We start from the raw sequence: 23,581 nt of genomic DNA, 5'->3' as shown, positions 1-23,581 counted from the left end.
AGCCATATGTTTACGGCGATACGGTGGTAGATCATACAGGCAGACAAATCATTTTTTTGCGTATTTTAACAGCCGGAAGCTATTTTCAGACGATAAATTGAGCCTCGGCGCAATGCAGGCGCAACAGAGGTTTGATACAATGCCGCTTTTCCAACACGCGCAATCATCTTTATATGAAAACCAAGTTAATCAAAATCTTAACCCCCTTTACCGTCCTCCCGCTGCTGGCGTGCGGGCAAACGCCCGTTTCCAATGCCAACGCCGAACCCGCCGCCAAAGCCGAATCCGCCGGCAAATTCGTTGCCGCCTCTTTGAAAGCGCGTTTGGAAAAAATCTATTCCGCCCAAGATTTGAAAGTGTTGAGCGTCAGCGAAACACCGGTTAAAGGCATTTACGAGGTCGTCGTCAGCGGCAGGCAGATTATCTACACCGATGCAAACGCCGATTATCTATTTTCCGGCGAACTTATTGACATCAACAACCGGAAAAACCTCACCGAACAGCGTATGGCAGATTTGAACAAAATCGACTTCGCCTCCCTGCCTTTGGACAAAGCCATCAAAGAAGTGCGCGGCAACGGCAAGCTGAAAGTCGCTGTCTTCTCCGACCCCGACTGCCCGTTCTGCAGACGCCTGGAACACGAGTTTGAAAAAATGACCGACGTGACGGTTTACAGCTTTATGATGCCCATTGCCGGCCTGCACCCCGATGCCGCGCGCAAGGCGCAAATCTTATGGTGTCAGCCCGACCGCGCCAAAGCGTGGACGGATTGGATGCGTAAAGGCAAATTCCCGGCCGGCGGCAGCATCTGCGACAACCCCGTCGCGGAAACCACTTCCTTGGGCGAACAGTTCGGCTTCAACGGCACGCCGACCCTCGTCTTCCCCAACGGGCGCAGCCAAAGCGGCTACAGCCCGATGCCCCAACTGGAGGAAATCATCCGCAAAAATCAATAATCCATCCGCAAAAAAGGCTTGGAAAATTCCAAGCCTTTTTCAAATGCCGTCTAAAGCCTGTCGCGGCAGCTTCAGACGGCATCTTTGTTCCAACCTCAATCCTGCGCCAATGCGTCTATCGGATTGAGTTTGGCTGCTTTATTGGCAGGCATAAAGCCGAACGCGATGCCGATTCCGGTCGAACAGGCGACCGCCCCGATAACGGATGCCGCCGAAATGTCCATCGGGAAGTCGGTTACAAAGTGGTTGAACACGAGGCTGACGGCGGCGGACAAACCTACGCCGACCAAGCCTCCGATGACGCAGATTAACACCGCCTCAATCAAAAACTGCTGCAAAATATTGCCGCGCCGCGCGCCGATTGCCATCCGTATGCCGATTTCTTTGGTGCGCTCGGTAACGGACACCAGCATAATGTTCATCACGCCGATGCCGCCGACCACCAATGAAATCAGGGCGATGGAGGAAATCAGCAGCTTCATCGTGCCGGTGGTGCTTTCGACCATCTGCCTGATGCTGTCGCTGTTGTTCATAAAGAAATCTTCCGTGCCGTGCCGCGCTTTGAGCAGCTCGGTCAACCCTTTTTCGGCGACTTGGGTGTTGGCATCGTCTTTGATTTTAACGGTGATGGAGTTGGTGTGGCTCTCGCCTGTGATTTGGTGCATCACGGTCGTATAGGGCGACCAAAGCATCAGCACGTCGGAATTGCCGAAAGCGTTTTCGTCTTTTTTCATCACGCCGATGACGGTCAAGGGGCGTTTCCTGAACAAAATGGTTTTACCCAACGGATCCGAATCCGCAAAGAGTTTGTCTTTAACATTTTGGTCGATGACGACGACTTGCGCGTCTTCTTTCACATCGTTTTCGTCAAACAGCCGCCCCGTTTCCAGCTTCAGCCCGCGCACGTCGAAATATTGTTCGCCCACGCCGTACAAAGAAGCGGTCAAGTCGGTATTGCGGTAAGTCAGCGTGCCGCCGCTCGAAGTCATAGGCGTGGCGGAAGCAACGTAGCTTTGTTTGGCGATGATTTTTGCGTCGTCTATGGTCAGGGTTCTGATTTTGCCGCTGCGCCTGTCGCCGAAGCCGCGCCCGGGGAAGATGCTGATGGTGTTCGTCCCCATCGAACTGATGTCTTCGAGGATTTTTTTCTGCGAACCGTTGCCCAATGCAACGACGGAGACAACCGAAGCGATACCGATGATGATGCCCAGCATCGTCAGAAGCGAACGCATTTTGTGCGCCAATACTGCTTGCACCGACATTCTGAAGGCTTCGACAAACTGGTCGTAATAAAACGACCACGAGGCTTTTTCCCGAATCCTCCCGACCTTGCTTGCGGGGATTTCGGGATTTTTCGAGGTGTCGGAAATGATTTCGCCGTCCCGGATTTCGATGACGCGGTTGGCGTTGGCGGCAATGCCGGGGTCGTGTGTGACCATAATGACGGTATGCCCCGCTTCGTGCAGCCTGCGGATGATTTCCATCACGTTTTTGCCGCTGGCGGTATCGAGCGCGCCGGTCGGCTCGTCGGCGAAGATGATTTCGCCGCCGTTCATCAGGGCACGGGCGATGGAGACGCGCTGCTGCTGTCCGCCCGAGAGTTCGCCGGGCTTGTTGCCCTCTTTACTTGCCAAACCCAAATCCTGCAACAACTTCTCCGCCCGCGCGGAACGCTCTTTGCCGCCCATACCCATATACACGGCCGGCAGCGCAACGTTGTCCCTTGCGGTCAGCGAGCTTAAGAGGTTGTAGCGTTGGAAGATGAAACCGAAGCGTTCGCGGCGCAATGCCGCCAGTTCGTCAGGCTGCATTTTGGCAGTTTCGATGCCGTCGATTCGGTACGAACCGGAACCGGCGGTATCCAAACAGCCGAGTATGTTCATCAGCGTGGACTTGCCCGAACCGGACTGCCCGATGATGGCGACAAAATCGCCCTTCTCTATCGACAGGCTGATGTTTTTCAAAATATGGACGCGGTTCTCGCCGCTGCCGAAATAGCGGTTGATGTTTTTACATTCGATCAAGCTCATAATGTTCCGTCAATCAGTATGATAAATGCCGTCTGGAACCGTTTCCGTGTTCAGACGGCATATTCGTTTATCAGCGCGGCGGGCCGCCCATAGCGCGTTCGCTGCTTTCCTGTTGCTCGGCGGCGGTCATTTCGGAGATGACCACTTTGTCCCCCTCTTTCAAACCGCTTTTCACTTCGGTATTCATACTGTCTTTCATACCGGTTCGGATTTCGCGCTCCACTGCTTTGCCGTCTGCACCCAACACGCGTACGAACGCCTTGCCGCCGCGATTTTTCACGGTCAGCGACGGAATAATCAGCACATTCTTCACACCGTCGATTTCAACCGTATTCTGCGTCGTCATACCCGTGGCGAGTTTGCCGTCCGGATTGGGCACAAACGAACGGGCATAATAGTAGACCGCATTGGAAGCCGTATCCGTACTGCTGTTGTAGCCGCCCGACGACATCGTGGTCAGCCCGGGGTCGACGCTGTCGAGCTTCGCCTTAATCGGCGTATCCGGTTCGGACAAAATCATAAACGAAATATCCTGCCCCGCCTTCACCTTGGTAATATCGCCCTCGGCAATCTGCATTTTGTTCAACATCATATCCAAATTGGCAAGCTGGATAATCGTCGGTGCGGACTGCGCCGCGTTCACAGTCTGCCCTTCTTCCACGGGAATCGCCACCACCGTGCCGTCCATCGTTGCGGTAATGCGCGTGTAGCCCAATTCCGACTCGGCGGTATTGATGGAAATTTTGCTCTGTCTGATTAGAGCCTTCAGCTCGGCAACATTGGCTTTGGCGGCGGCAAGCGCATCCTGCGCGCTTTCCAAATCTTCTTTAGAGGTCGCATCATCCTTCCACAACGCCGCCTGACGCTTATATTTCTTCTCCGCGCTGCCCAATGCAATCTGTGCCGACACCAGCTTCGCCTGATACGTTTCCAATTTGGATTTTTCCGTATTGAGCGTATTGGTCTGCGAGGTCGAATTGATTTCCGCAATCAAATCGCCCTTTTTGACCTGTTGTCCGAGTTTGACATAAAGTTTCTTAATCTGCCCCGATGCCTGCGCGCCGACCGATACCAGATTCGACGGTGAAATCTCACCTGTCGCAGAAACCGTCCGGATGATGTCGCCGCGCCTGACCGTTTCCGTAATATAAGAAGCCTGCGGTTCGGGCTTCAGATAAGACCATCCGCCCCAAACCGCTGCCGCCGCGACTGCCGCAACAACCGCCCATTTCATCATTTTTGCCATATTTTCAATTCTCTGTATGCGCCAATCCCATAAATCGGAAGCGGATTCTACCGCAAGTCCCTGCCCCATCCAAGGCGGCAAACTGCCGACAATAAAAATAACCATTTGTTTTAAATGACTTATACAATCTGCTTTCCCGAAAATTTCAATCCGTTTACATATTCCGCCATTTCCGATACGGCGTTATAATGCCGCCGACCGATAAACAAATGGAAACACATTGCTATGAAAAACGTTCAAAAAGGCTTCACGCTGCTCGAGCTGCTGATTGCCGTCGCCATCCTCAGCATCCTGACGCTCATCGCCTACCCTTCTTATAAAGCCTACACCCGCCGCATCCGCCTGTCGGAAGTCAAATCCACCCTGCTGATGAACGCGCAAAACTTGGAGCGTTACTACCGCCAAAAAGGGACGTTTGACAACTACGACCCAAAAAAACTGAAACAAAACAAATATTTCAACATTACCTTAAGCAAAGTCACCCCCGACCACTTCACCCTTCAGGCCGTCCCCGATCCGGCGACCAACGAAGGCGAAACCTGCATCGTCACGCTCAACGACGGCGGCACGCTTTCCGCCGCCGGCAACGGACAATCCTGCCCGGACTTCGACTGATCCTCCGCCGAACCCGCAAACCCGCAAAAATGCCGTCTGAAGCTGTGTTCAGACGGCATTTTTGCGGGTTTCCCGTCCGGTTTTTTCAAACTGAAAACCTGCCGCCCCTTATCCGGCAACCGCCCGGATGCCGCGCCTTTCCAAGCCGTTATAGTATAACATATAACCCATATTTTTCAACAACATACCATTTGACCTGTAAGATGCGGAAGCGTATGCTTACCCTTATAGTGGATTAACAAAAACCAGTACGGCGTTGCCTCGCCTTAGCTCAAAGAGAACGATTCTCTAAGGTGCTCAAGCACCAAGTGAATCGGTTTCGTACTATCTGTACTGTCTGCGGCTTCGTCGCCTTGTCCTGATTTTTGTTAATCCACTATATATCGGACAACATTCCGTTTACAGGTTTTTTTACCGTAACTAAGGAGCGCAATCATGAAAATGCAGGCAGTTGTTGTGAATAAAAATGTAGCGGGCGATGTGGAAGTAGTCGAACGCGAGGTTCGCCCGTTGGAATACGGCGAGGCATTGGTCGAAGTCGAATATTGCGGCGTATGCCACACCGACCTGCACGTTGCGGCAGGCGACTACGGCGAAAAACCGGGCCGCGTGTTGGGACACGAGGGCATCGGTTTGGTTAAAGAAGTTGCCGACGGTGTGAAAAATCTGAAAGTCGGCGACCGCGTCAGCATCGCCTGGCTGTTCCAAAGCTGCGGCTCTTGCGAATACTGCAATACCGGCCGCGAAACCCTGTGCCGTTCCGTATTGAACGCGGGCTACACCGCCGACGGCGGTATGGCGACCCACTGCATCGTCAATGCGGACTACGCCGTCAAAGTCCCCGACGGTCTCGACCCCGCCCAAGCATCCAGCATTACCTGCGCCGGCGTTACCTGCTACAAAGCCATTAAAGTTTCCGGCGTGCGCCCGGGACAGTGGATTGCAATTTACGGCGCGGGCGGTTTGGGCAACCTGGGTGTCCAATACGCGAAAAAAGTATTCGGCGCGCACGTTGTCGCCATCGACATCAACGACGACAAACTGGCGTTTGCCAAAGAAACCGGCGCGGATTTGGTTGTCAACGCCGCCAAAGAAGACGCTGCTAAAGTGATTCAGGAAAAAACCGGCGGCGTACACGCTGCGGTCGTAACCGCCGTATCTGCTGCCGCATTCAACTCTGCCGTGAATTGCGTCCGCGCGGGCGGACGTGTGGTTGCCGTCGGGCTGCCGCCGGAATCGATGGATTTGTCCATCCCGCGTTTGGTTTTGGACGGCATCGAAGTGGTCGGCTCTTTGGTCGGCACGCGCAAAGATTTGGAAGAAGCCTTCCAATTCGGCGCGGAAGGTTTGGTTGTGCCCAAAGTCCAACTGCGTGCTTTGGATGAAGCACCCGCCATTTTCCAAGAAATGCGCGAAGGCAAAATCACCGGCCGTATGGTGATCGATATGAAAAAAGAATGCGGCTGCGGCCATCACCACTGATTTGACGTGGCAGTACACATCGAAATGCCGTCTGAACGCTGTTCAGACGGCATTTTTTATGGATTTGGATTTGATTTTAATCTGTTCTGTTTGAAATATAGTGAATTAAATTTAAATCAGGACAAGGCGGCGAGCCGCAGACAGTACAAATAGTACGGCAAGGCGAGCCAACGCTGTACCGGTTTAAATTTAATTCACTATACCGTCTGAAAACCCGTATCGCAACACGTCATTAAAAACGGCAAGATTCAACCGTTCTGCAACCCGCTTAGACGGATTCCGCCATTTCCAACGCCTGTTTGATGTCCACGGCAACGACGCGCGATACGCCTTTTTCCTGCATCGTTACGCCGACGAGCTGCTCCGCCATTTCCATCGTCAGGCGGTTGTGGGAGATGTAGAGGAACTGGGTTTGCGCCGACATTTCTTTGACCAGGTTGCAGAAACGCGAAGTGTTGGCATCGTCCAGCGGAGCGTCGACTTCGTCCAAAAGACAGAACGGAGCGGGGTTGAGGCTGAACAGGGCGAACACGAGGCTCATCGCGGTAAGGGCTTTTTCGCCGCCGGAGAGGAGGTGGATGGTGCTGTTTTTCTTGCCGGGCGGACGCGCCATAATGGACACGCCCGCAGTCAGGAGGTCGTCGCCTATCATTTTGAGGGTGGCTTCGCCGCCGCCGAACAGGGTCGGGAAGAAGGTTTGGACTTTGCCGTTGACGGCATCGAAGGTTTCTTTGAAACGCGCTTTGGTTTTGTCGTCGATTTGGGCGATGGCTTCTTCCAAAAGGGTAATGGCTGCCTGCACGTCTTCGCTCTGGCTGCGGTAGTAGCCGTCGCGTTCGCGCGCTTCTTCGAGTTCTTGCAGGGCGGCGAGGTTGACCGCGCCGAGTGCTTCGATTTGCCGGGTGAGGCTGCCGATGCTGCTGTTCAATACTTTCGGCGATTCTTTCGCCAACGCTTCGAGCGCGTCCAAATCGGCGGCGCGTTCGGTCAGGTTTTGATGGTAGCGTTTGGCGTTGATCAGGGCTTCCTGCTGCTGCAACAGGGCGGTTTGGGTAGCGGCCTGAAGCTGCGGCAGCTTGGTTTGCAGGGTTTGCACTTTAGCGTATTGCTCCCTGCCCTGTTCCTGGATCTGCGCGAGTTTCTCTTGCACAACAATATATTCTTCGTCCAAGGTCTGTACGGCTTCGCTTAATTCTTCAAGCTTGATGTGCTGCTCGTCGTTTTGGAACTCGGTTTCATAGGCGAGGGCAAGCTCTTGCTGGCGTTCCTGCCAGTCCAGGGTTTGCTGTTCAAGCTGGGCGATTTGCTGCCGGTAATTTTGTTTTTGCTGGTTGAGCTTGTGGACGGCGACTTCGGCAAGCCCGTATTGGCGGTTGGCTTCCAACAGGGCAAGCTGCGCCTGTTTCAGACGACCTTGCTGCTCTTGGCGGCTGTGCGCGGCGGTTTGCTGCTGGTGTTCGAGTTCGGCGGCGGCTTCCTGCAAAATGGCGATGTCGTCTGAAAGCCCGTCGGACGTGTGTTGCAACACGGTCTGCTCTTCCGCCAACTGCGCCAGTTCGCGCTCGATGTGTTCGCGGCGGATTTGCCCTTGGTTGGTGCGCGCCAGAAGTTCGGCGGCGCGTTGCTGCGCCTGACTGTATTGGCGCGTGTGCTGCTGTTGTTGCTGCATCAGGTTTTTGTGCTGCACTTCGGACGAGCGCACGGCGGCTTCCGCCTGTTTGAACGCGGCTTCGGCGGCGGAGAGTTCGGGGGCTAGGTTGTCCAGTTCGGATGCGATGCCGTCGAGGTGCGCTTTTTGGGTAATCAGGCTTTCCTGCGCGGGCTTGGCATAGAGCAGGACGCTGACTTTGTCGACCTGATGACCTTCGGGCGTGAGCCAGATTTGGTGTGCGCCCAAATCGTTTTGATGCGCGAGGGCATAGCTCAAATCGGGCGCGCACAATACGCCGTCGAGCCAGTGGTGCAATGCCGTCTGAAACGGTGGCTGCGCTTGGATTTGGTTCAGCAATGCCTGTACGGGCAGGGATTTTTTGATGCCGCCTGAGAGGTCGTCTGAAAGCCATGCCGCCTGCCCCTGCGGCAAAGGCGCGGGGGGAACGAAACCTTGCGGCACGGCGCGGGCGTGCAGGCGTTCGGCAAGGATGACGGACAGGGCGTGCTGCCACTCGGCGGGCGCGGTGATGTGCTGCCACAGTTGCGGCGCGGCGGCGTGGCTGGTTGCCTGCCAGAAGTCGGCGGCTTCCTGCTGTTGCGACAGGATTTGCGACAACGCCTGCTGCTGCGCCTGCAAGGTGATGTGTTGCTGCTTCAGGCTTTGGAAGCGGTTTGAGGCCGTCTGAAACGCCTCGCGGGCGGCGTGTAAGGCTTCTTCGGCGGCGATGATTTGTTCTTCGTAATGCTCTTGCCGGTTTTGCAACAGGGCGGCGGCTTCCTGCGCGGCGGCGGTTTCGGCTTCGTCGGGCAGGTTCAGGGCTTGGTTTTCCTGTTTCAGACGGCCTTTGCGCTCTTCGTGCCCGGCAATCGTTTGTCCGGTATGGGCAAGCTGCTGCTGCTTCAACGCCAGTTCACGGCGGATGCGGTTTGCCTCATCCTGCCGGGTTTGGAAGGCGGCGTTGAGCGTGGCTTGGGCTTCTTCCAATTCGGGCAGACGCTCTTCGTGTTCAGCAACCTGCATCGCCCACTCCGCCAGCTCGGTTTGCTTTTCTTCAACCTGCAACTCGTTTTCTTCAAGCTGCACGCGGATTTGCTGCTGCTCCTGATGGATGCGCTGCATCTGCGCCTGCGCCGCCTGCTTGTCGCGTTCGATACGTTGGTGCAGGTTTTGCCGGTGGCGGATTTGTTCTTCCAAACGGGCTATCTGCTCGCGCAACACGCCGCGTTTGTTGCCCAATTCGTGTACCGCCTGCTGCTGCGCCTGTTCGGCAGTCTGCAAGGCGTGTACTTCGTCGTTTAACGCCTGAACCTGAGCGGCGGTTTCGTCCTGCTGCGCCTGCAAAGACTGATGCTGCGCGGTCGCCTTGTCGGCGGCGGCAAGCGATTGCTGCCATTGGGCGTAATCGAGCAAATCCTGTTGCTGGTTCAACTGTGCGGTCAGGGATTTGTAGCGTTCGGCGGTTTCCGCCTGTTTCTCCAACTTTTCCACCTGACGCGCCAACTCGTTCTGCAAATCGCCCAAACGCTGCAAATGCTCGCGCGTGTCTTTCAGACGGCCTTCCGTCTCCTTGCGGCGTTCCTTATATTTGGACACGCCCGCCGCCTCCTCGATATAGGCGCGCAACTCCTCCGGCCGCGCTTCGATGATGCGCGAAATCATCCCCTGTTCGATGACGGCATAACCGCGCGCACCCACGCCCGTACCCAGAAACAAATCGGTAATGTCGCGGCGGCGCACGGTCTGATTGTTGATGAAATAAGTCGATTCGCCCTGACGCGTCAGCTGCCGCTTGATGCTCACCTCGGCATACTGTCCCCACGCCCCCTGCAAACTGTGGTCGCTGTTGTCAAACACCAGCTCCACCGAAGCCCTCGGCGCAGGACGGCGCGTTGCCGCACCGTTAAAAATCACGTCCTGCATACTCTCGCCGCGAAGCTGCTTCGCCGAAGCCTCACCCAGCACCCAGCGCACCGCGTCAATCACATTCGACTTGCCGCAGCCGTTCGGCCCGATAACCGCGACAAGCTGCCCCGGCACATGAATCGTGGTCGGGTCGGTAAAAGATTTGAAGCCGGAGAGTTTGATGTGGGTCAGGCGCATAATGGTCGGAAAAAATAAAAAAGAAGCGTATTTTAACGGAAATCCCGCCGCCACACCCCATATCTTGCCGGCAAAACCTTACCGCATCCCGCACCCGCGCGATGCCGTCTGAAGCCTTCAGACGGCATTTTTAACGTGCCCGAACCCCGGTTCCGCCAATGCCCGATGCTTGGCGCGGCATTTGCCGTATTGCCCCGCCGCCGGGCGCGTTATAATCCGCCACGACATCCGCCCGATTGGAAAGCAACCTGTGAAACCCGCCTATTTCATTTCCGACCTGCATTTGAGCGAAAAGCACCCCGAACTGACCGCGCTGCTGCTGCGTTTTTTACGTTCTGCCGCCGCCGGGCAGGCGCGGGCGGTTTATATTTTGGGCGATTTGTTTGATTTTTGGGTGGGCGATGACGAAGTTTCCGAGTTGAATACTTCGGTTGCGCGGGAAATCAGGAAATTGTCCGACAAAGGCGTTGCCGTGTTCTTTGTCAGGGGCAACCGCGATTTCCTGATTGGGCGGGATTTTTGCCGGCAGGCGGGTATGACGCTGCTGCCGGATTACTCGGTTTTGGACTTGTTCGGCTGCAAAACCCTCATCTGCCACGGCGATACATTGTGCACCGACGACAAGGCATACCTGCGTTTCCGCAAAATCGTGCATCGGAAGCGGCTGCAAAAACTGTTCCTGATGCTGCCCCTGAAGTGGCGCACGCGCCTTGCCGCCAAAATCAGGCGTGTCAGCAAAATGGAAAAACAGGTCAAGCCCGCCGATATTATGGATGTCAATGCCGTCTTTACCGCGCGGCAGGTTCGCGCCTTCGGTGCAGAAAGGCTGATACACGGACACACCCACCGCGAGCATATCCATCACGAAAACGGCTTTACCCGCATCGTTTTGGGCGATTGGCACGGCAGTTATGCCTCGATTCTGCGCGTGGACGGGGACGGCGCGGTATTCGTGCCGCTGGAAAAATGCTGAAAATGCCGTCTGAAGCCTTTCGGGCGGCTTTTTTTTACACGCCCCTTTCCCACACTCCCTCCGCCGCATCATCACCATCCTTAACCCGCATTAATAGCCATTATCGATAAAATGCTTGACCGATTACATAAGATTACGTAAAGTGTGCAAACGCATAATAATTGGTCTTACCAATTTATCTTTTAATCAAAATATCGGGTGTGCGGGATTTGAACGTCTTTCCAAACCTCGACGCGCCTTATGATGCAAATGCCTAAAAAGGATTCGTTATGGCACTTTTCCTCAGCATATTCCCCATCGTCCTGCTGATTTGGCTGATGGTGAAAAAAAACAGTATGCCTTCTTACGTCGCGCTGCCGATTACCGCAGTGCTGATTTACGCCATCAAACTTTTCTACTTCGGCGATGCGGGAATGCTGCTCAACGCCACCGCCGCTTCCGGCCTCGTCAAAACGCTCACGCCGATTACCGTGATTTTCGGCGCGATTATGTTCAACCGTATGATGGAAACCACGGGCTGCATCGATGTCATCCGCAAATGGCTGGCGACCATCAGCCCGAACCCCGTAGCGCAACTGATGATTATCGGCTGGTCGTTTGCCTTTATGATTGAGGGCGCATCCGGCTTCGGCACGCCTGCCGCGATTGCCGCGCCGATTCTGATGAGTTTGGGCTTCAACCCATTGAAAGTGGCAATTTTCACTTTGGTGATGAACTCCGTCCCCGTCTCTTTCGGCGCAGTCGGTACGCCGACTTGGTTCGGTTTCGCACCGCTGAACCTGAGTGCCGAAGACATCCTCGCCATCGGCAGGCAGACCGGCGTGATGCACTTCTTCGCGGGTTTCGTCATCCCCGTCATCGGCTTGAGTTTTATCGTACCTTGGTCTGAAATCCGCAAAAACTTGGGCTTCGTCGCCATTGCCGTTTTCTCCTGTACCCTTCCCTATGTCGCGTTGGCAATGGTCAACGAAGAATTTCCTTCTTTGGTTGCCGGCGCAATCGGTCTGATGTTTTCCGTATTTGCAGCTAATAAAGGCTGGGGCTTGAGCAAAGACCACGCCAAAGACCCGAATGCCGAAAAAGTGCCGTTCGCCCAAGTCGCCAAAGCACTCGCCCCTTTGGGTATGCTGATCGGTATGCTGGTGGTTACTCGCATCAAACAGCTCGGTATCAAAGGCATTTTGACCAGCAAAGAAGAATGGTTCAGCTTCCAACTGCCGTTTGATTTGTCCAAAATTACCGTCAGCGACTCCCTGACGATTACCTTCGGCAATATTTTCGGACAAGATGTCAGCGCGTCTTACCAAACGCTGTACGTTCCCGCTTGGATTCCGTTTGTCTTTACCGTTTGGATCTGCATCCTGCTGTATAAGACCAAATTCAAAGATGCTTGGACGATTTATGCCGTAACCTTCAATCAAACCAAAAAACCGCTGCTTGCCCTGATGGGCGCGCTGATTATGGTTCAGCTGATGCTGGTCGGCGGCGACAATTCGATGGTGAAAATCATCGGTAAGGAATTTGCCGCAATGGCGGGCGAACACTGGGTTTATTTCTCGCCGTATCTGGGCGCGATCGGTGCGTTCTTCTCCGGTTCCAACACCGTGTCCAACCTGACCTTCGGTCCGATCCAACAGCAAATCGCCTTGGATACCGGCCTGTCCGTTACCCTGATTTTGGCGTTGCAGTCCGTCGGCGGCGCGATGGGCAATATGGTGTGCCTCAACAACATCATCGCCGTATGTACCGTATTGGACGTGAAAAATTCCGAAGGTGCGATTATCAAGAAAACCGTTATCCCGATGGCGATTTACGGCGTGATTGCCGTCGTCGTGGCAATGATTTTCTTCCTCTAAGCGAAACGCCGCCATCCATAGCGGCAGCACGCGGAGAACGGAAACCGCCGTTCCCCGTCCGGGCGGTGCGTCGGGCAGAATCTCGGTGCCGGAACAGCCCGCCCCGCCAAACAAATGCCGTCTGAAACCGGAAAAGGCTTCAGACGGCATTTTTCCGCCGTTTGCATTCAGGCGTAATGATGATGCGGCATCTTGCCGTCAAGTCGGTAGCGCGTGCCGCAATACGGACAAGAAACGCTGCCCGATTCTCCTTCGCCCAAAGGCAAAAACACTCTCGGATGCCCGTTCCACTGCTCGTTGTCGGGCCCCGAGCAATACAGCGGCAGATTTTCCGGCAACACGGAAATTTCCTGCGGATTCAGATTGTTCATTTGATTTTCCTTTGCGTGGTTGGCGTGCGCCCATTTTACGCCATCGGCAGGCTAAAGGATATTGCCGAAGCCGCCGAACAAGATTTACCCCCGCCTACCGAACACATACGGTCAAACCGGGAAACCTTCGCCCATATGCACGGCTGTTTCCGGCACATATAAAACAGCGTAAAATCGGCAAACCCGAATGACCTTCCGTCCCCATCAAGGAGCAAGCTATGTTCTTCAAGCACATCGAAGCCGCCCCCGCCGATCCGATTCTCGGTTTGGGCGAAGCGTTCAAAGCCGAAACCCGCCCCGAAAAAGTCAACCTCGGCATCGGCGTGTACAAAGACGCATCCGGCGCGACACCCATTGTCAAAGCCGTCAAAGAGGCTGAAAAACGCCTGTTGGAAAGCGAAACCACCAAAAACTACCTCACCATCGACGGCGTTGCCGACTACAACGAGCAAACCCAAATCCTGCTGTTCGGCAAAGACCACGAAATCATCGCCAGCCGTCGTGCCAAAACTGCGCAAAGCCTTGGCGGTACGGGCGCATTGCGTATTGCGGCCGAGTTTGCCAAACGTCAGTTGGACGCGCAAACCATCTGGATTTCCAATCCGACCTGGCCCAACCACAACGCCATCGCCAAAGCGGTCGGTATCCAAGACAAACCTTACCGCTACTATGATGCCGCCAAACACGGTTTGGATTGGGACGGTATGATTGAAGACTTGGACCGGGCGCAAAAAGGCGACATCGTCCTGCTGCACGGCTGCTGCCACAACCCTACCGGCATCGACCCTACGCCCGAACAATGGGAAACTCTGGCAAAACTTTCTGCCGAAAAAGGCTGGCTGCCGCTGTTTGACTTTGCCTACCAAGGCTTCGGCAACGGTTTGGAAGAAGATGCCTACGGCTTGCGCGTGTTCTTGAAACACAATACCGAATTGCTGATTGCCAGCTCTTATTCCAAAAACTTCGGTATGTACAACGAGCGCGTGGGCGCGTTCACTTTGGTGGCCGAAGACGAAGAAACAGCAGCCCGCGCCCACAGCCAAGTCAAAACCATCATCCGTACCTTGTATTCCAACCCGGCTTCACACGGCGCGAACACCATTGCGCTGGTGTTGAAAAATGATGATTTGAAAGCCCAATGGATTGCCGAACTCGATGAAATGCGCGGCCGCATCAAAGCCATGCGCCAAAAATTTGTTGCGTTGCTCAAAGCCAAAGGTGCAAGCCAAGACTTTGATTTCATTATCGAACAAAACGGTATGTTCTCTTTCAGCGGATTGACTCCCGAACAAGTCGACCGTTTGAAAAACGAGTTTGCCATTTATGCCGTCCGCTCCGGCCGCATCAACGTTGCCGGCATTACCGACGACAACATCGATTATCTGTGCGAAAGCATCGTGAAAGTCTTGTAAAACAAAAGCGCATACGAAATGCCGTCTGAACACCTTTCCGGTTTTCAGACGGCATTTATTGTTTCATCCCGTCAGATTGCAAAGCAGGTTCAGACCTGTTCCTGCAATACCGCCCCAATCAATTCCCGCGCACCGTCGTCCGCCAGTTTTTTGGCAACCGCACGTCCGAGCGCGTCGGCGTATCCGGCAGGGGCTTGCGCGTCCGCCCGCAAAATAACCGAACCGTCGGGGTGTCCGACCAAGCCGCGCAAGGTCAGCAAGCCGTTTTCTTCCGTGCAATATGCGGCCAGCGGCACTTGGCAGCTTCCGCCCAAAGCGCGTGCGAGGGCGCGTTCGGCGGTAACGCAGGCATTGGTCACGCCGTGGTTCAAGGGTTTCAAAACCTCATACAAGTCTTCGCGGTGCGCGGCAATTTCGATACCCAACGCGCCTTGTCCGGCGGCAGGCAGGCTGTCGGATTCCGACAAAATCATGCGGATGCGTCCGTCCAATTCCAGACGCTGCAAACCGGCGGCGGCCAAGATAATCGCATCGTATTCGCCGTTATCGAGTTTGGACAAACGGGTTTGCACATTGCCGCGCAGGGGTTTGATCGCCAAATGCGGATAGCGCGCGCGCAACTGGGCTTCGCGGCGCAGGCTGGATGTGCCGACAACCGCGCTTTCGGGCATTTCTTCCAAACGCGCGTATCGGTTGGACACAAACGCGTCAAACGGATTGGCGCGTTCTCCGATTGCCGCAAGCGCGAAACCTTCGGGCAAATCCATCGGTACATCCTTAATCGAATGCACCGCCAAATCGGCGCGCCCGTCTTGAAGGGCTTGTTCCAACTCTTTGACAAACAAGCCTTTACCGCCGACTTTTGACAAAGTTCTGTCCAAAATCCGGTCGCCGCGCGTGGTCATACCCAAAATCTCGACTTCGCAATCGGGATACAGGGCTTTCAGACGGCCTTGGATATGCTTTGCCTGCCACATGGCAAGCAGGCTTTCGCGGCTGGCGATGACGAGTTTTTTCGGGTTCATATCTTTATGTGCCACAAGGATGGGAAACGGCGTGGAGTCTATCATATTTTGAACGTTTCTTCAGACGGCATCATCAGGTCTATGTTATATTTACGCCCACAAAACACGAAACCCGCCACAATGAAACGCGCCAAAAAATACCCTTTCTTAACGTTGCAGCGGCAACGTTTCCATCTGAACTTTGAAAACGCTTCTTCCGCCGCCAACCTTCCAAGCAAACACGATTTTTACCGCTGGGCGTGGTCTGCCTTGAAAAGCGGATACCGCCGCGCAGACATCAGCCTGATTCTTCTGGACGAAGAAGCAGCCCGCGCCTACAACTGCGACTACCGGGGCAAAGACTACGCCACCAATGTCTTGAGTTTCGCGCTCAACGAAGGCGAAACCCTGCCCTGCCAAGTTTCGGAAAAACTGTACGGCGATTTGATTATCTGCCCGCAAGTGGTTTTGAAAGAAGCTGCCGAACAAGGCAAAACGCCCGAACGGCATTTTGCCCACTTAACCATACACGGCGTTTTGCACCTGATGGGCTACGACCACATCGAAGACGATGAAGCCGAAATAATGGAAGCCGAAGAAATCCGCCTGATGCGGGCGGCAGGCTATCCCAACCCCTACCGAGAGGACGGACATTAAAATGGACGGCGCACAACCGAAAACGAATTTTTTTGAACGCCTGATTGCCCGACTCGCCCGCGAACCCGATTCCGCCGAAGACGTATTAAACCTGCTTCGGCAGGCGCACGAGCAGGAAGTTTTTGATGCGGATACGCTTTTAAGATTGGAAAAAGTCCTCGATTTTTCCGATTTGGAAGTACGCGACGCGATGATTACGCGCAGCCGTATGAACGTTTTAAAAGAAAACGACAGCATCGAACGCATCACCGCCTACGTTATCGATACCGCCCATTCGCGCTTCCCCGTCATCGGCGAAGACAAAGACGAAGTTTTGGGCATTTTGCACGCCAAAGACCTGCTCAAATATATGTTCAACCCCGAGCAGTTCCACCTCAAATCGATATTGCGCCCTGCCGTCTTCGTCCCCGAAGGCAAATCGCTGACCGCCCTTTTAAAAGAGTTCCGCGAGCAGCGCAACCATATGGCTATTGTCATCGACGAATACGGCGGAACATCCGGCTTGGTCACCTTTGAAGACATCATCGAGCAAATCGTCGGCGACATCGAAGACGAGTTTGACGAAGACGACAGCGCGGACAACATCCACGCCGTTTCTTCCGAACGCTGGCGCATCCACGCGGCTACCGAAATCGAAGACATCAATACTTTCTTCGGCACAGAATACAGCAGCGAAGAAGCCGACACCATCGGCGGCCTGGTTATTCAGGAATTGGGACACCTGCCCGTGCGCGGCGAAAAAGTCCTTATCGGCGGTTTGCAGTTCACCGTCGCCCGCGCCGACAACCGCCGCCTGCACACGCTGATGGCAACACGCGTGAAGTAAGCATAGTCTGCCTGCACCGCCGTTTCTGCACAGTTTAGAATGACGGTACGGGCGTTTTCTGTTTCAACCCGCCCCATCCGCCAAACATAAAAATGCCGTCTGAAACCGTTGCAAGTTTCAGACGGCATTTCGCTTATCCGCTTATTTTTTGCTCAAAGTCAGCCCCGTCCAACCGAATAACAGGGTCAAAGCCAAACTCAAATAGCAGAAAAAGGCATACGGCAGATATTCCCAAACCGGCACGCCCAGCGCGTGGCTGATGAACACGCCGCATACGCTCCACGGTACGAGAGGGTTAATCACCGTCCCCGCATCTTCCAGCGTCCGAGACAGGTTGCGCGAATGCAGGCCGAGTTTGTCGTAAACGGGTTTGAACGTTTCACCCGACAACAAAATACTCAAATATTGTTCACCGATCAGGAAATTAACCCCGACCGAAGTCATAGCAACGCTGAATGTGGCACGCCCGGCATTCGTCAAAAAGCTGCGGACGGCATCCAGCAGGGAAGGAATCGCGCCCAGTGCAAACAACAGCCCGCCCAAACTCATCCCGAGGATAACGATGGTTTGCGTGAAGAACATACTCTCCAAGCCGCCGCGCGAAATGAGTTTGGCAATGTCTTTAAACGCTTCGCCTTCAAGTTTGTAACCGCCGTAAAACCAAGCGCCGAGCTGACGCAGATCGGGCGTGCTGTGCAGATACGTTACGGCAACGGCAACCATGACGGTAAAGAGCATGGCGACCACGGCATTGACGCGCATCAATGCCAAAACGACCAACAGTGCAAACGGAATCAGCGAATAGCCGTGCACCAATCCCGTGGCTTCAAGCTGGCTGCGGAAGGATTCGACGCTGTTCAAATCCTGCGCGGCGACATTCGGCAAAAGCCAAAGCATCAGTGCCGCGCTGATGAGCCACGCGGGGATGGTGGTGTACATCATGTTTTTAATGTGCTCAAACAAATCGATGCCGACGATAGACGCGGAAATGCCCGTCGTATCGGAAAGCGGGGACATTTTGTCGCCGAAAAACGCACCCGAAACAATCGCGCCTGCCGTCATCGCCATATCGGCCTGAAACGCCGCCGCCATCCCCATAAAGGCAACGCCGACAGTGGCGCAGGTGGTCAGGCTGCTGCCGATGGATACGCCGATGACGGAACACAGCGCGAAAGCGGAAAAATAAAAATAAGTCGGGGAAATCAGTCCGAAACCGTAATACATCAGCGTCGGAATCGCGCCGCTCATCATCAGCGCGCTGACCATCAGCCCGATGAAGAAAAACAGGTAAATCGCGCCCATACCCTGATTCAACGCGCCTATCATGCCCTGCTGCATATCGTTGTATTTCAAACCGCGCGCCAAGCCGTACAAAATCAGCACGACGATGGCGGCAATAATGGACATATGCGGCAGCCACTCCAATGAAATGATGGTATAGCCCATCGCGGCAATCAGAGCGACGACGACGGCAAGTGCCTCACCGCGCGGCATATCGAGTAAGGATTTGAAAGCAAACATGATTCTTTGCCCGATTTGATATAAAGTTAACGGATTCTAACACACCATACCGAATCCGCCCGACGTTTTCAGACGGCATTTTAGCGTTTTACAAAAGTCGGACAGAAACAAAACAGCAATTTTCTCAATTTAAATTAATTTTTTTGAAATATAATTTTTTATTTTTTTGTTTGTTGGCATATAAGACTTTTATGGATTGAAGTATAGTGGATTAACAAAAATCAGGACAAGGCAACAAAGCCGCAGACAGTACAAATAGTACGGAACCGATTCACTTGGTGCTTCAGCACCTTAGAGAATCGTTCTCTTTGAGCTAAGGCGAGGTAACGCCGTACTGGTTTTTGTTAATCCACTAATACCGTACAATCCGTTGCCGATTTTTGCCTGTTTGAGACTGTTTGCAATGATGCCCGCCTACGCCTACGCCGCGCTCGCTTTTTCCGCCTTCACTTCCGCCACCCTCCTGCCCGGCACGTCCGAAGCCGCCTTTGTCCTGTTCGTCCGCCGTTTTCCCGAACACGCATACGGCGCGTTGCTGTGCGCCGGCCTTGCCAACGGATTGGGCAGTATGGTTTCCTATTGGATGGGGCGTTTGCTGCCCTCCCGAAAAATGCCGTCTGAAAAAACAATCAGGATAATGGAGCGTTACGGCGTATGGCTGCTTGCGTTTGCATGGCTGCCCATCGTCGGCGACGCACTACCGCTTGCCGCCGGCTGGCTGCGTCTGAACCCGTGGACAAGCGGGCTGATGCTGATAGCCGGCAAGATGGCGCGTTACGCCTTTATCCTGTGGGGAATGCAATATTACGCCGCCTGAACCGTGCGTTATAATGCCGGACACACAAACCTACCGTATAAAAAAATGAACAGACAAATCCGCCAAGAAATTTTCGAACGCTTCCGCGCCGCCAACCCCCATCCGACCACCGAGCTGAATTTCAACTCCCCTTTCGAGCTTTTAATCGCCGTTCTGCTTTCGGCGCAGGCGACCGATGTCGGCGTAAACAAGGCGACGGCGAAGCTGTTTCCGATTGCCGATACGCCGCAAGCGATGCTGGATTTGGGTCTGGACGGCGTGATGGAATACACGAAAACCATCGGGTTGTATAAAACCAAATCCAAACACATTATGCAGACCTGCCGCATCCTGCTGGAAAAATACAAGGGCGAAGTGCCGGAAGACCGCGAGGCTTTGGAATCCTTGCCGGGCGTGGGGCGCAAAACGGCAAACGTGGTATTGAACACGGCGTTCGGACATCCCGTTATGGCAGTCGATACGCATATTTTCCGAGTGTCCAACCGAACCAAAATCGCGCCGGGGAAAGACGTGCGCGAAGTCGAAGACAAACTGATGCGCTTCATCCCCAAAGAATTTCTGATGGACGCGCACCACTGGCTGATTTTGCACGGACGCTACACCTGCAAGGCGCTCAAACCGCAATGCCAAACCTGCATCATCAACGATTTGTGCGAATATCCCGCCAAAGCCTGACCGCCGCCGCCCTTCAAAATGAAACGCTTGAAAATTCGGACGGACATTGTAAAATTTCAACCTATGCCGTCTGAAGCCGACAAAATGCGTTTCAGACGGCATTAAAGCCGGTATCGGCACCAAACAAAGGACAAAACGTGTTCAAAAAATACAAATACTTCGCTTTGGCAACCCTGTGCGCCGCCGCGCTGGCAGGCTGCGACAAGGCAGGCAGCTTTTTCGGTGCGGACAAAAAAGAAGCATCCTTCGTAGAACGCATCGAACACACCAAAGACGACGGCAGCGTCAGCATGCTGCTGCCCGACTTTGCCCAACTGGTTCAAAGCGAAGGTCCGGCAGTCGTCAACATTCAGGCGGCCCCCGCCCCAAGTACCGAAAACGGCGGGCGCAATACCGAAAACGATTCCGACCCGATTGCCGACAACGATCCCTTCTACGAATTTTTCAAACGCCTCGTCCCGAATATGCCCGAAATCCCCCAAGAAGAAGCAGACGACGGCGGATTAAACTTCGGCTCCGGCTTCATCATCAGCAAAGACGGCTACATCCTGACCAATACCCACGTCGTTGCCGGTATGGGCAGCATCAAAGTCCTGCTCAACGACAAACGCGAATATACCGCCAAACTCGTCGGCTCGGATGTCCAATCCGACGTGGCGCTGTTAAAAATAGACGCAACAAAAGACCTTCCCGTCGTCAAAATCGGCAATCCCAAAGATTTGAAACCGGGCGAATGGGTCGCCGCCATCGGTGCGCCCTTCGGCTTCGACAACAGCGTTACCGCCGGCATCGTCTCCGCCAAAGGCAGAAGCCTGCCCAATGAAAGCTATACACCCTTCATCCAAACCGATGTCGCCATCAATCCGGGCAACTCCGGCGGCCCGCTGTTCAACTTAAAAGGACAGGTCGTCGGCATCAATTCGCAAATATACAGCCGCAGCGGCGGATTTATGGGCATTTCCTTCGCCATCCCGATTGACGTTGCCATGAATGTCGCCGAACAACTGAAAAACACCGGCAAAGTCCGACGCGGGCAACTGGGCGTGATTATTCAGGAAGTATCCTACGGTTTGGCACAGTCCTTCGGTCTGGATAAAGCCGGCGGCGCACTGATTGCCAAAGTCCTGCCCGGCAGCCCCGCAGAACGCTCCGGCCTGCAGGCAGGCGACATCGTCCTCAGCCTCGACGGCGGAGAAATACGTTCTTCCGGCGATCTTCCCGTTATGGTCGGCGCCATTACACCGGGAAAAGAAGTCAGCCTCGGCGTATGGCGCAAAGGCAAGGAAATTACCGTTACCGTCAAACTGGGCAATGCTTCCGAACAAACCGGTTCCTCGTCCGAGCCGGACAAAGCCCCTTATGCCGAACACCAATCCGGCACGTTCTCGGTCGAATCTGCCGGCATTACCCTCCAAACCGATACAGACGGCAACGGCGGACGGCTGGTCGTCGTGCAGGTTTCGGGGGCGGCACAACGCGCGGGCCTGCGGCGCGGCGACGAAATCCTCGCCGTCGGGCAAAACCCCGTCAATGACGAAGACGGTTTCCGCAATGCGCTGGACAGGGCGGGTAAAAACATCCCCCTTTTGGTTATGCGCCGGGGCGGCACTTTGTTCATTGCACTGACCCTGCCGTAAACCGCATAATCCGCCCGAAATGTCCTTTAAATGGTAAAATGCCCGCCTGCACCCGCCGACGGGCATTTTAAAGAAATCAATCCTTTGATTTCAAATCAGTATTTGAAAATACAAAAAAATACTTCCGCCCGTTTTGCCGACCAACCCGAACCGTTGCGGACAAAAACCGCCATCCGGACACTTATACCTCGCACATTATGCAGCTCATTGATTATTCACACTCATTTCTCTCGGTTATCCCGCCTTTTTTGGCACTGGCCCTCGCCGTCGTTACCCGGCGTGTATTGCTGTCGTTAAGCATAGGCATTTTGGTCGGCACCGCCTTCCTGACGGGCGGCAACCCCGCAAACGGCCTGATTCATTTGAAAGATATGGCGGAAGGGTTGGTACGGGCAGACGGGGAATGGTCACTCGGCAAGCTCAAAATACTGATTTTCCTGATACTTTTGGGCATCTTTACTTCGCTGCTGACCCTTTCCGGCAGCAATCAGGCGTTTGCCGACTGGGCAAAACGGCACATTAAAAACCGGCGCGGCGCGAAAATGCTGACCGCCTGCCTCGTGTTCGTAACCTTTATCGACGACTATTTCCACAGCCTCGCCGTCGGTGCGATTGCCCGCCCCGTTACCGACAAGTTTAAAGTTTCCCGCGCCAAACTCGCCTACATCCTCGACTCCACTGCCGCGCCGATGTGCGTGCTGATGCCCGTTTCAAGCTGGGGCGCGTCGATTATCGCCACGCTTGCCGGATTGCTCGTTACCTACAAAATCACCGGATACACGCCGATGGGGACGTTTGTCGCCATGAGCCTGATGAACTATTACGCGCTGTTTGCCCTGATTATGGTATTCGTCGTCGCATGGTTCTCCTTCGACATCGGCTCGATGGCACGTTTCGAACAAGCCGCCTTGAACGAAACCCATAATGAAACAGCCGTTTCAGACGGCATCGCGGGCAGGGTTTACGCGTTGATTATTCCCGTTTTGACCTTAATCGCCTCCACCGTCGCCGCCATGATCTACACCGGCGCGCAGGCAAGCGAAACCTTCAGCATTTTGGGTGCGTTTGAAAATACGGACGTAAACACTTCGCTGGTATTCGGCGGCACTTGCGGCGTGCTTGCCGTCGTCCTCTGCACGCTCGGCACGATTAAAACCGCCGACTATCCCAAAGCCGTTTGGCAGGGTGCGAAATCTATGTTCGGCGCAATCGCCATTTTAATCCTCGCCTGGCTCATCAGTACGGTTGTCGGCGAAATGCACACCGGCGACTACCTCTCCACGCTGGTTGCCGACAGCATCCGCCCCGGCTTTCTGCCCGTCATCCTCTTCCTGCTCGCCAGCGTGATGGCGTTTGCCACCGGCACAAGCTGGGGAACGTTCGGCATTATGCTGCCGATTGCCGCCGCCATGGCAGTCAAAGTCGAACCCGCGCTGATTATCCCGTGTATGTCCGCAGTAATGGCGGGGGCGGTATGCGGCGACCACTGCTCGCCCATTTCCGACACGACCATCCTGTCTTCCACCGGCGCGCGCTGCAACCACATCGACCACGTTACCTCGCAACTGCCTTACGCCTTAACCGTTGCCGCCGCCGCCGCATCGGGCTACCTCGCATTGGGTCTGACAAAATCCGCGCTGTTGGGCTTCGGCACGACAGGCATTGTATTGGCGGTGCTGATTTTTCTGTTGAAAGATAAAAAACGCGCCAACGCCTGACCCCTTTCCCTGTTCAGACGGCCTATGCCGT

Annotated in this window: 18 protein-coding genes and 1 pseudogene; 13 read left to right on the top strand and 6 right to left on the bottom strand. The window is 54.6% G+C overall.

Going from position 1 to position 23,581, the window contains the following annotated elements; all coding sequences use genetic code 11:
- Nucleotides 1-173: 173 nt before the first annotated feature.
- Entirely contained in the window at nucleotides 174-956 is a 783-nt protein-coding gene (locus FGL10_RS11410; RefSeq protein ID WP_003709507.1) for a DsbC family protein, read from the top strand.
- Nucleotides 957-1,051: 95 nt separating this feature from the next.
- On the opposite strand, the gene FGL10_RS11405 is transcribed toward FGL10_RS11410, so the two are convergent.
- Together FGL10_RS11405 and FGL10_RS11400 are read right to left on the bottom strand one after the other, a co-directional pair.
- On the bottom strand, nucleotides 1,052-2,986 hold the full coding sequence (locus FGL10_RS11405) for a MacB family efflux pump subunit (RefSeq protein ID WP_003709505.1): 1,935 nt from the start codon (nucleotides 2,984-2,986) through the stop codon (nucleotides 1,052-1,054).
- Between the two features lie 70 nt (nucleotides 2,987-3,056).
- Nucleotides 3,057-4,232 carry a MacA family efflux pump subunit gene (locus FGL10_RS11400; protein ID WP_138251486.1) on the bottom strand — a complete coding sequence of 392 codons (1,176 nt, stop codon included), beginning with the start codon at nucleotides 4,230-4,232 and terminating at the stop codon, nucleotides 3,057-3,059.
- Nucleotides 4,233-4,457: 225 nt separating this feature from the next.
- Here FGL10_RS11400 and FGL10_RS11395 point away from each other — a divergent pair, with 225 nt between their 5' ends.
- The 3 genes and pseudogenes from FGL10_RS11395 to FGL10_RS12235 all read left to right on the top strand — a co-directional run.
- Nucleotides 4,458-4,847: a type IV pilin protein gene (locus FGL10_RS11395; protein ID WP_003709501.1), complete on the top strand. Its 390-nt coding sequence runs from the start codon at nucleotides 4,458-4,460 to the stop codon at nucleotides 4,845-4,847.
- Between the two features lie 435 nt (nucleotides 4,848-5,282).
- Nucleotides 5,283-6,329 carry an alcohol dehydrogenase AdhP gene (gene adhP, locus FGL10_RS11390; protein ID WP_003711197.1) on the top strand — a complete coding sequence of 349 codons (1,047 nt, stop codon included), beginning with the start codon at nucleotides 5,283-5,285 and terminating at the stop codon, nucleotides 6,327-6,329.
- A 93-nt stretch (nucleotides 6,330-6,422) separates the two neighbouring features.
- Nucleotides 6,423-6,562: pseudogene (locus tag FGL10_RS12235) on the top strand (IS5/IS1182 family transposase); the annotation flags it as partial.
- A 35-nt stretch (nucleotides 6,563-6,597) separates the two neighbouring features.
- Here FGL10_RS12235 and smc read toward each other — a convergent pair.
- A complete protein-coding gene (gene smc, locus FGL10_RS11385) occupies nucleotides 6,598-10,083 on the bottom strand; it encodes a chromosome segregation protein SMC (protein ID WP_036475270.1) in 3,486 nt (1,161 codons plus the stop codon).
- Between the two features lie 250 nt (nucleotides 10,084-10,333).
- On the opposite strand from smc, the gene lpxH reads away from it, so the two are divergent.
- Together lpxH and FGL10_RS11370 are read left to right on the top strand one after the other, a co-directional pair.
- Nucleotides 10,334-11,056, top strand: a complete 723-nt coding sequence (gene lpxH, locus FGL10_RS11375; protein ID WP_003711193.1) for a UDP-2,3-diacylglucosamine diphosphatase — start codon at nucleotides 10,334-10,336, stop codon at nucleotides 11,054-11,056.
- A gap of 269 nt (nucleotides 11,057-11,325) precedes the next feature.
- Complete coding sequence (locus FGL10_RS11370) at nucleotides 11,326-12,912, top strand: L-lactate permease (RefSeq protein WP_003711191.1); 1,587 nt, start codon at nucleotides 11,326-11,328, stop codon at nucleotides 12,910-12,912.
- A 167-nt stretch (nucleotides 12,913-13,079) separates the two neighbouring features.
- Here FGL10_RS11370 and FGL10_RS11365 read toward each other — a convergent pair whose 3' ends face one another.
- Complete coding sequence (locus FGL10_RS11365; protein ID WP_036470529.1) at nucleotides 13,080-13,283, bottom strand: zinc-finger domain-containing protein; 204 nt, start codon at nucleotides 13,281-13,283, stop codon at nucleotides 13,080-13,082.
- 218 nt (nucleotides 13,284-13,501) lie between these two features.
- On the opposite strand from FGL10_RS11365, the gene FGL10_RS11360 reads away from it, so the two are divergent.
- Complete coding sequence (locus FGL10_RS11360; RefSeq protein WP_003711189.1) at nucleotides 13,502-14,695, top strand: amino acid aminotransferase; 1,194 nt, start codon at nucleotides 13,502-13,504, stop codon at nucleotides 14,693-14,695.
- An 89-nt stretch (nucleotides 14,696-14,784) separates the two neighbouring features.
- Here the strand turns inward: FGL10_RS11360 and hemC are convergent, their stop codons facing one another.
- A complete protein-coding gene (gene hemC, locus FGL10_RS11355) occupies nucleotides 14,785-15,720 on the bottom strand; it encodes a hydroxymethylbilane synthase (RefSeq protein WP_118791159.1) in 936 nt (311 codons plus the stop codon).
- A 120-nt stretch (nucleotides 15,721-15,840) separates the two neighbouring features.
- Here hemC and ybeY point away from each other — a divergent pair, with 120 nt between their 5' ends.
- Together ybeY and FGL10_RS11345 are read left to right on the top strand one after the other, a co-directional pair.
- Nucleotides 15,841-16,356: an rRNA maturation RNase YbeY gene (gene ybeY, locus FGL10_RS11350; RefSeq protein WP_003711187.1), complete on the top strand. Its 516-nt coding sequence runs from the start codon at nucleotides 15,841-15,843 to the stop codon at nucleotides 16,354-16,356.
- A 1-nt stretch (nucleotide 16,357) separates the two neighbouring features.
- Entirely contained in the window at nucleotides 16,358-17,182 is an 825-nt protein-coding gene (locus FGL10_RS11345) for a CorC family transporter (protein ID WP_003711186.1), read from the top strand.
- Nucleotides 17,183-17,323: 141 nt separating this feature from the next.
- Here the strand turns inward: FGL10_RS11345 and nhaC are convergent, their stop codons facing one another.
- On the bottom strand, nucleotides 17,324-18,703 hold the full coding sequence (nhaC, locus tag FGL10_RS11340) for a Na+/H+ antiporter NhaC (protein WP_003711185.1): 1,380 nt from the start codon (nucleotides 18,701-18,703) through the stop codon (nucleotides 17,324-17,326).
- Between the two features lie 403 nt (nucleotides 18,704-19,106).
- Here nhaC and FGL10_RS11335 point away from each other — a divergent pair, with 403 nt between their 5' ends.
- The 4 genes from FGL10_RS11335 to FGL10_RS11320 all read left to right on the top strand — a co-directional run bounded on the left by FGL10_RS11335 (nucleotide 19,107) and on the right by FGL10_RS11320 (nucleotide 23,550).
- A complete protein-coding gene (locus FGL10_RS11335) occupies nucleotides 19,107-19,520 on the top strand; it encodes a YqaA family protein (RefSeq protein WP_003710147.1) in 414 nt (137 codons plus the stop codon).
- Nucleotides 19,521-19,565: 45 nt separating this feature from the next.
- Entirely contained in the window at nucleotides 19,566-20,195 is a 630-nt protein-coding gene (nth, locus tag FGL10_RS11330) for an endonuclease III (RefSeq protein WP_003710149.1), read from the top strand.
- A gap of 137 nt (nucleotides 20,196-20,332) precedes the next feature.
- Nucleotides 20,333-21,832 (top strand): DegQ family serine endoprotease, encoded by a 1,500-nt coding sequence (locus FGL10_RS11325; RefSeq protein ID WP_003710151.1) that lies wholly within the window; start codon nucleotides 20,333-20,335, stop codon nucleotides 21,830-21,832.
- A 197-nt stretch (nucleotides 21,833-22,029) separates the two neighbouring features.
- Nucleotides 22,030-23,550 (top strand): Na+/H+ antiporter NhaC family protein, encoded by a 1,521-nt coding sequence (locus FGL10_RS11320; RefSeq protein WP_003710153.1) that lies wholly within the window; start codon nucleotides 22,030-22,032, stop codon nucleotides 23,548-23,550.
- The last annotated feature ends 31 nt before the right edge of the window (nucleotides 23,551-23,581 follow it).

The sequence above is a fragment of the Neisseria lactamica genome, assembly GCF_901482445.1.
In the GTDB taxonomy this organism is placed as follows: domain Bacteria; phylum Pseudomonadota; class Gammaproteobacteria; order Burkholderiales; family Neisseriaceae; genus Neisseria; species Neisseria lactamica.
This window is presented reverse-complemented; position numbering and strand designations above follow the sequence as displayed.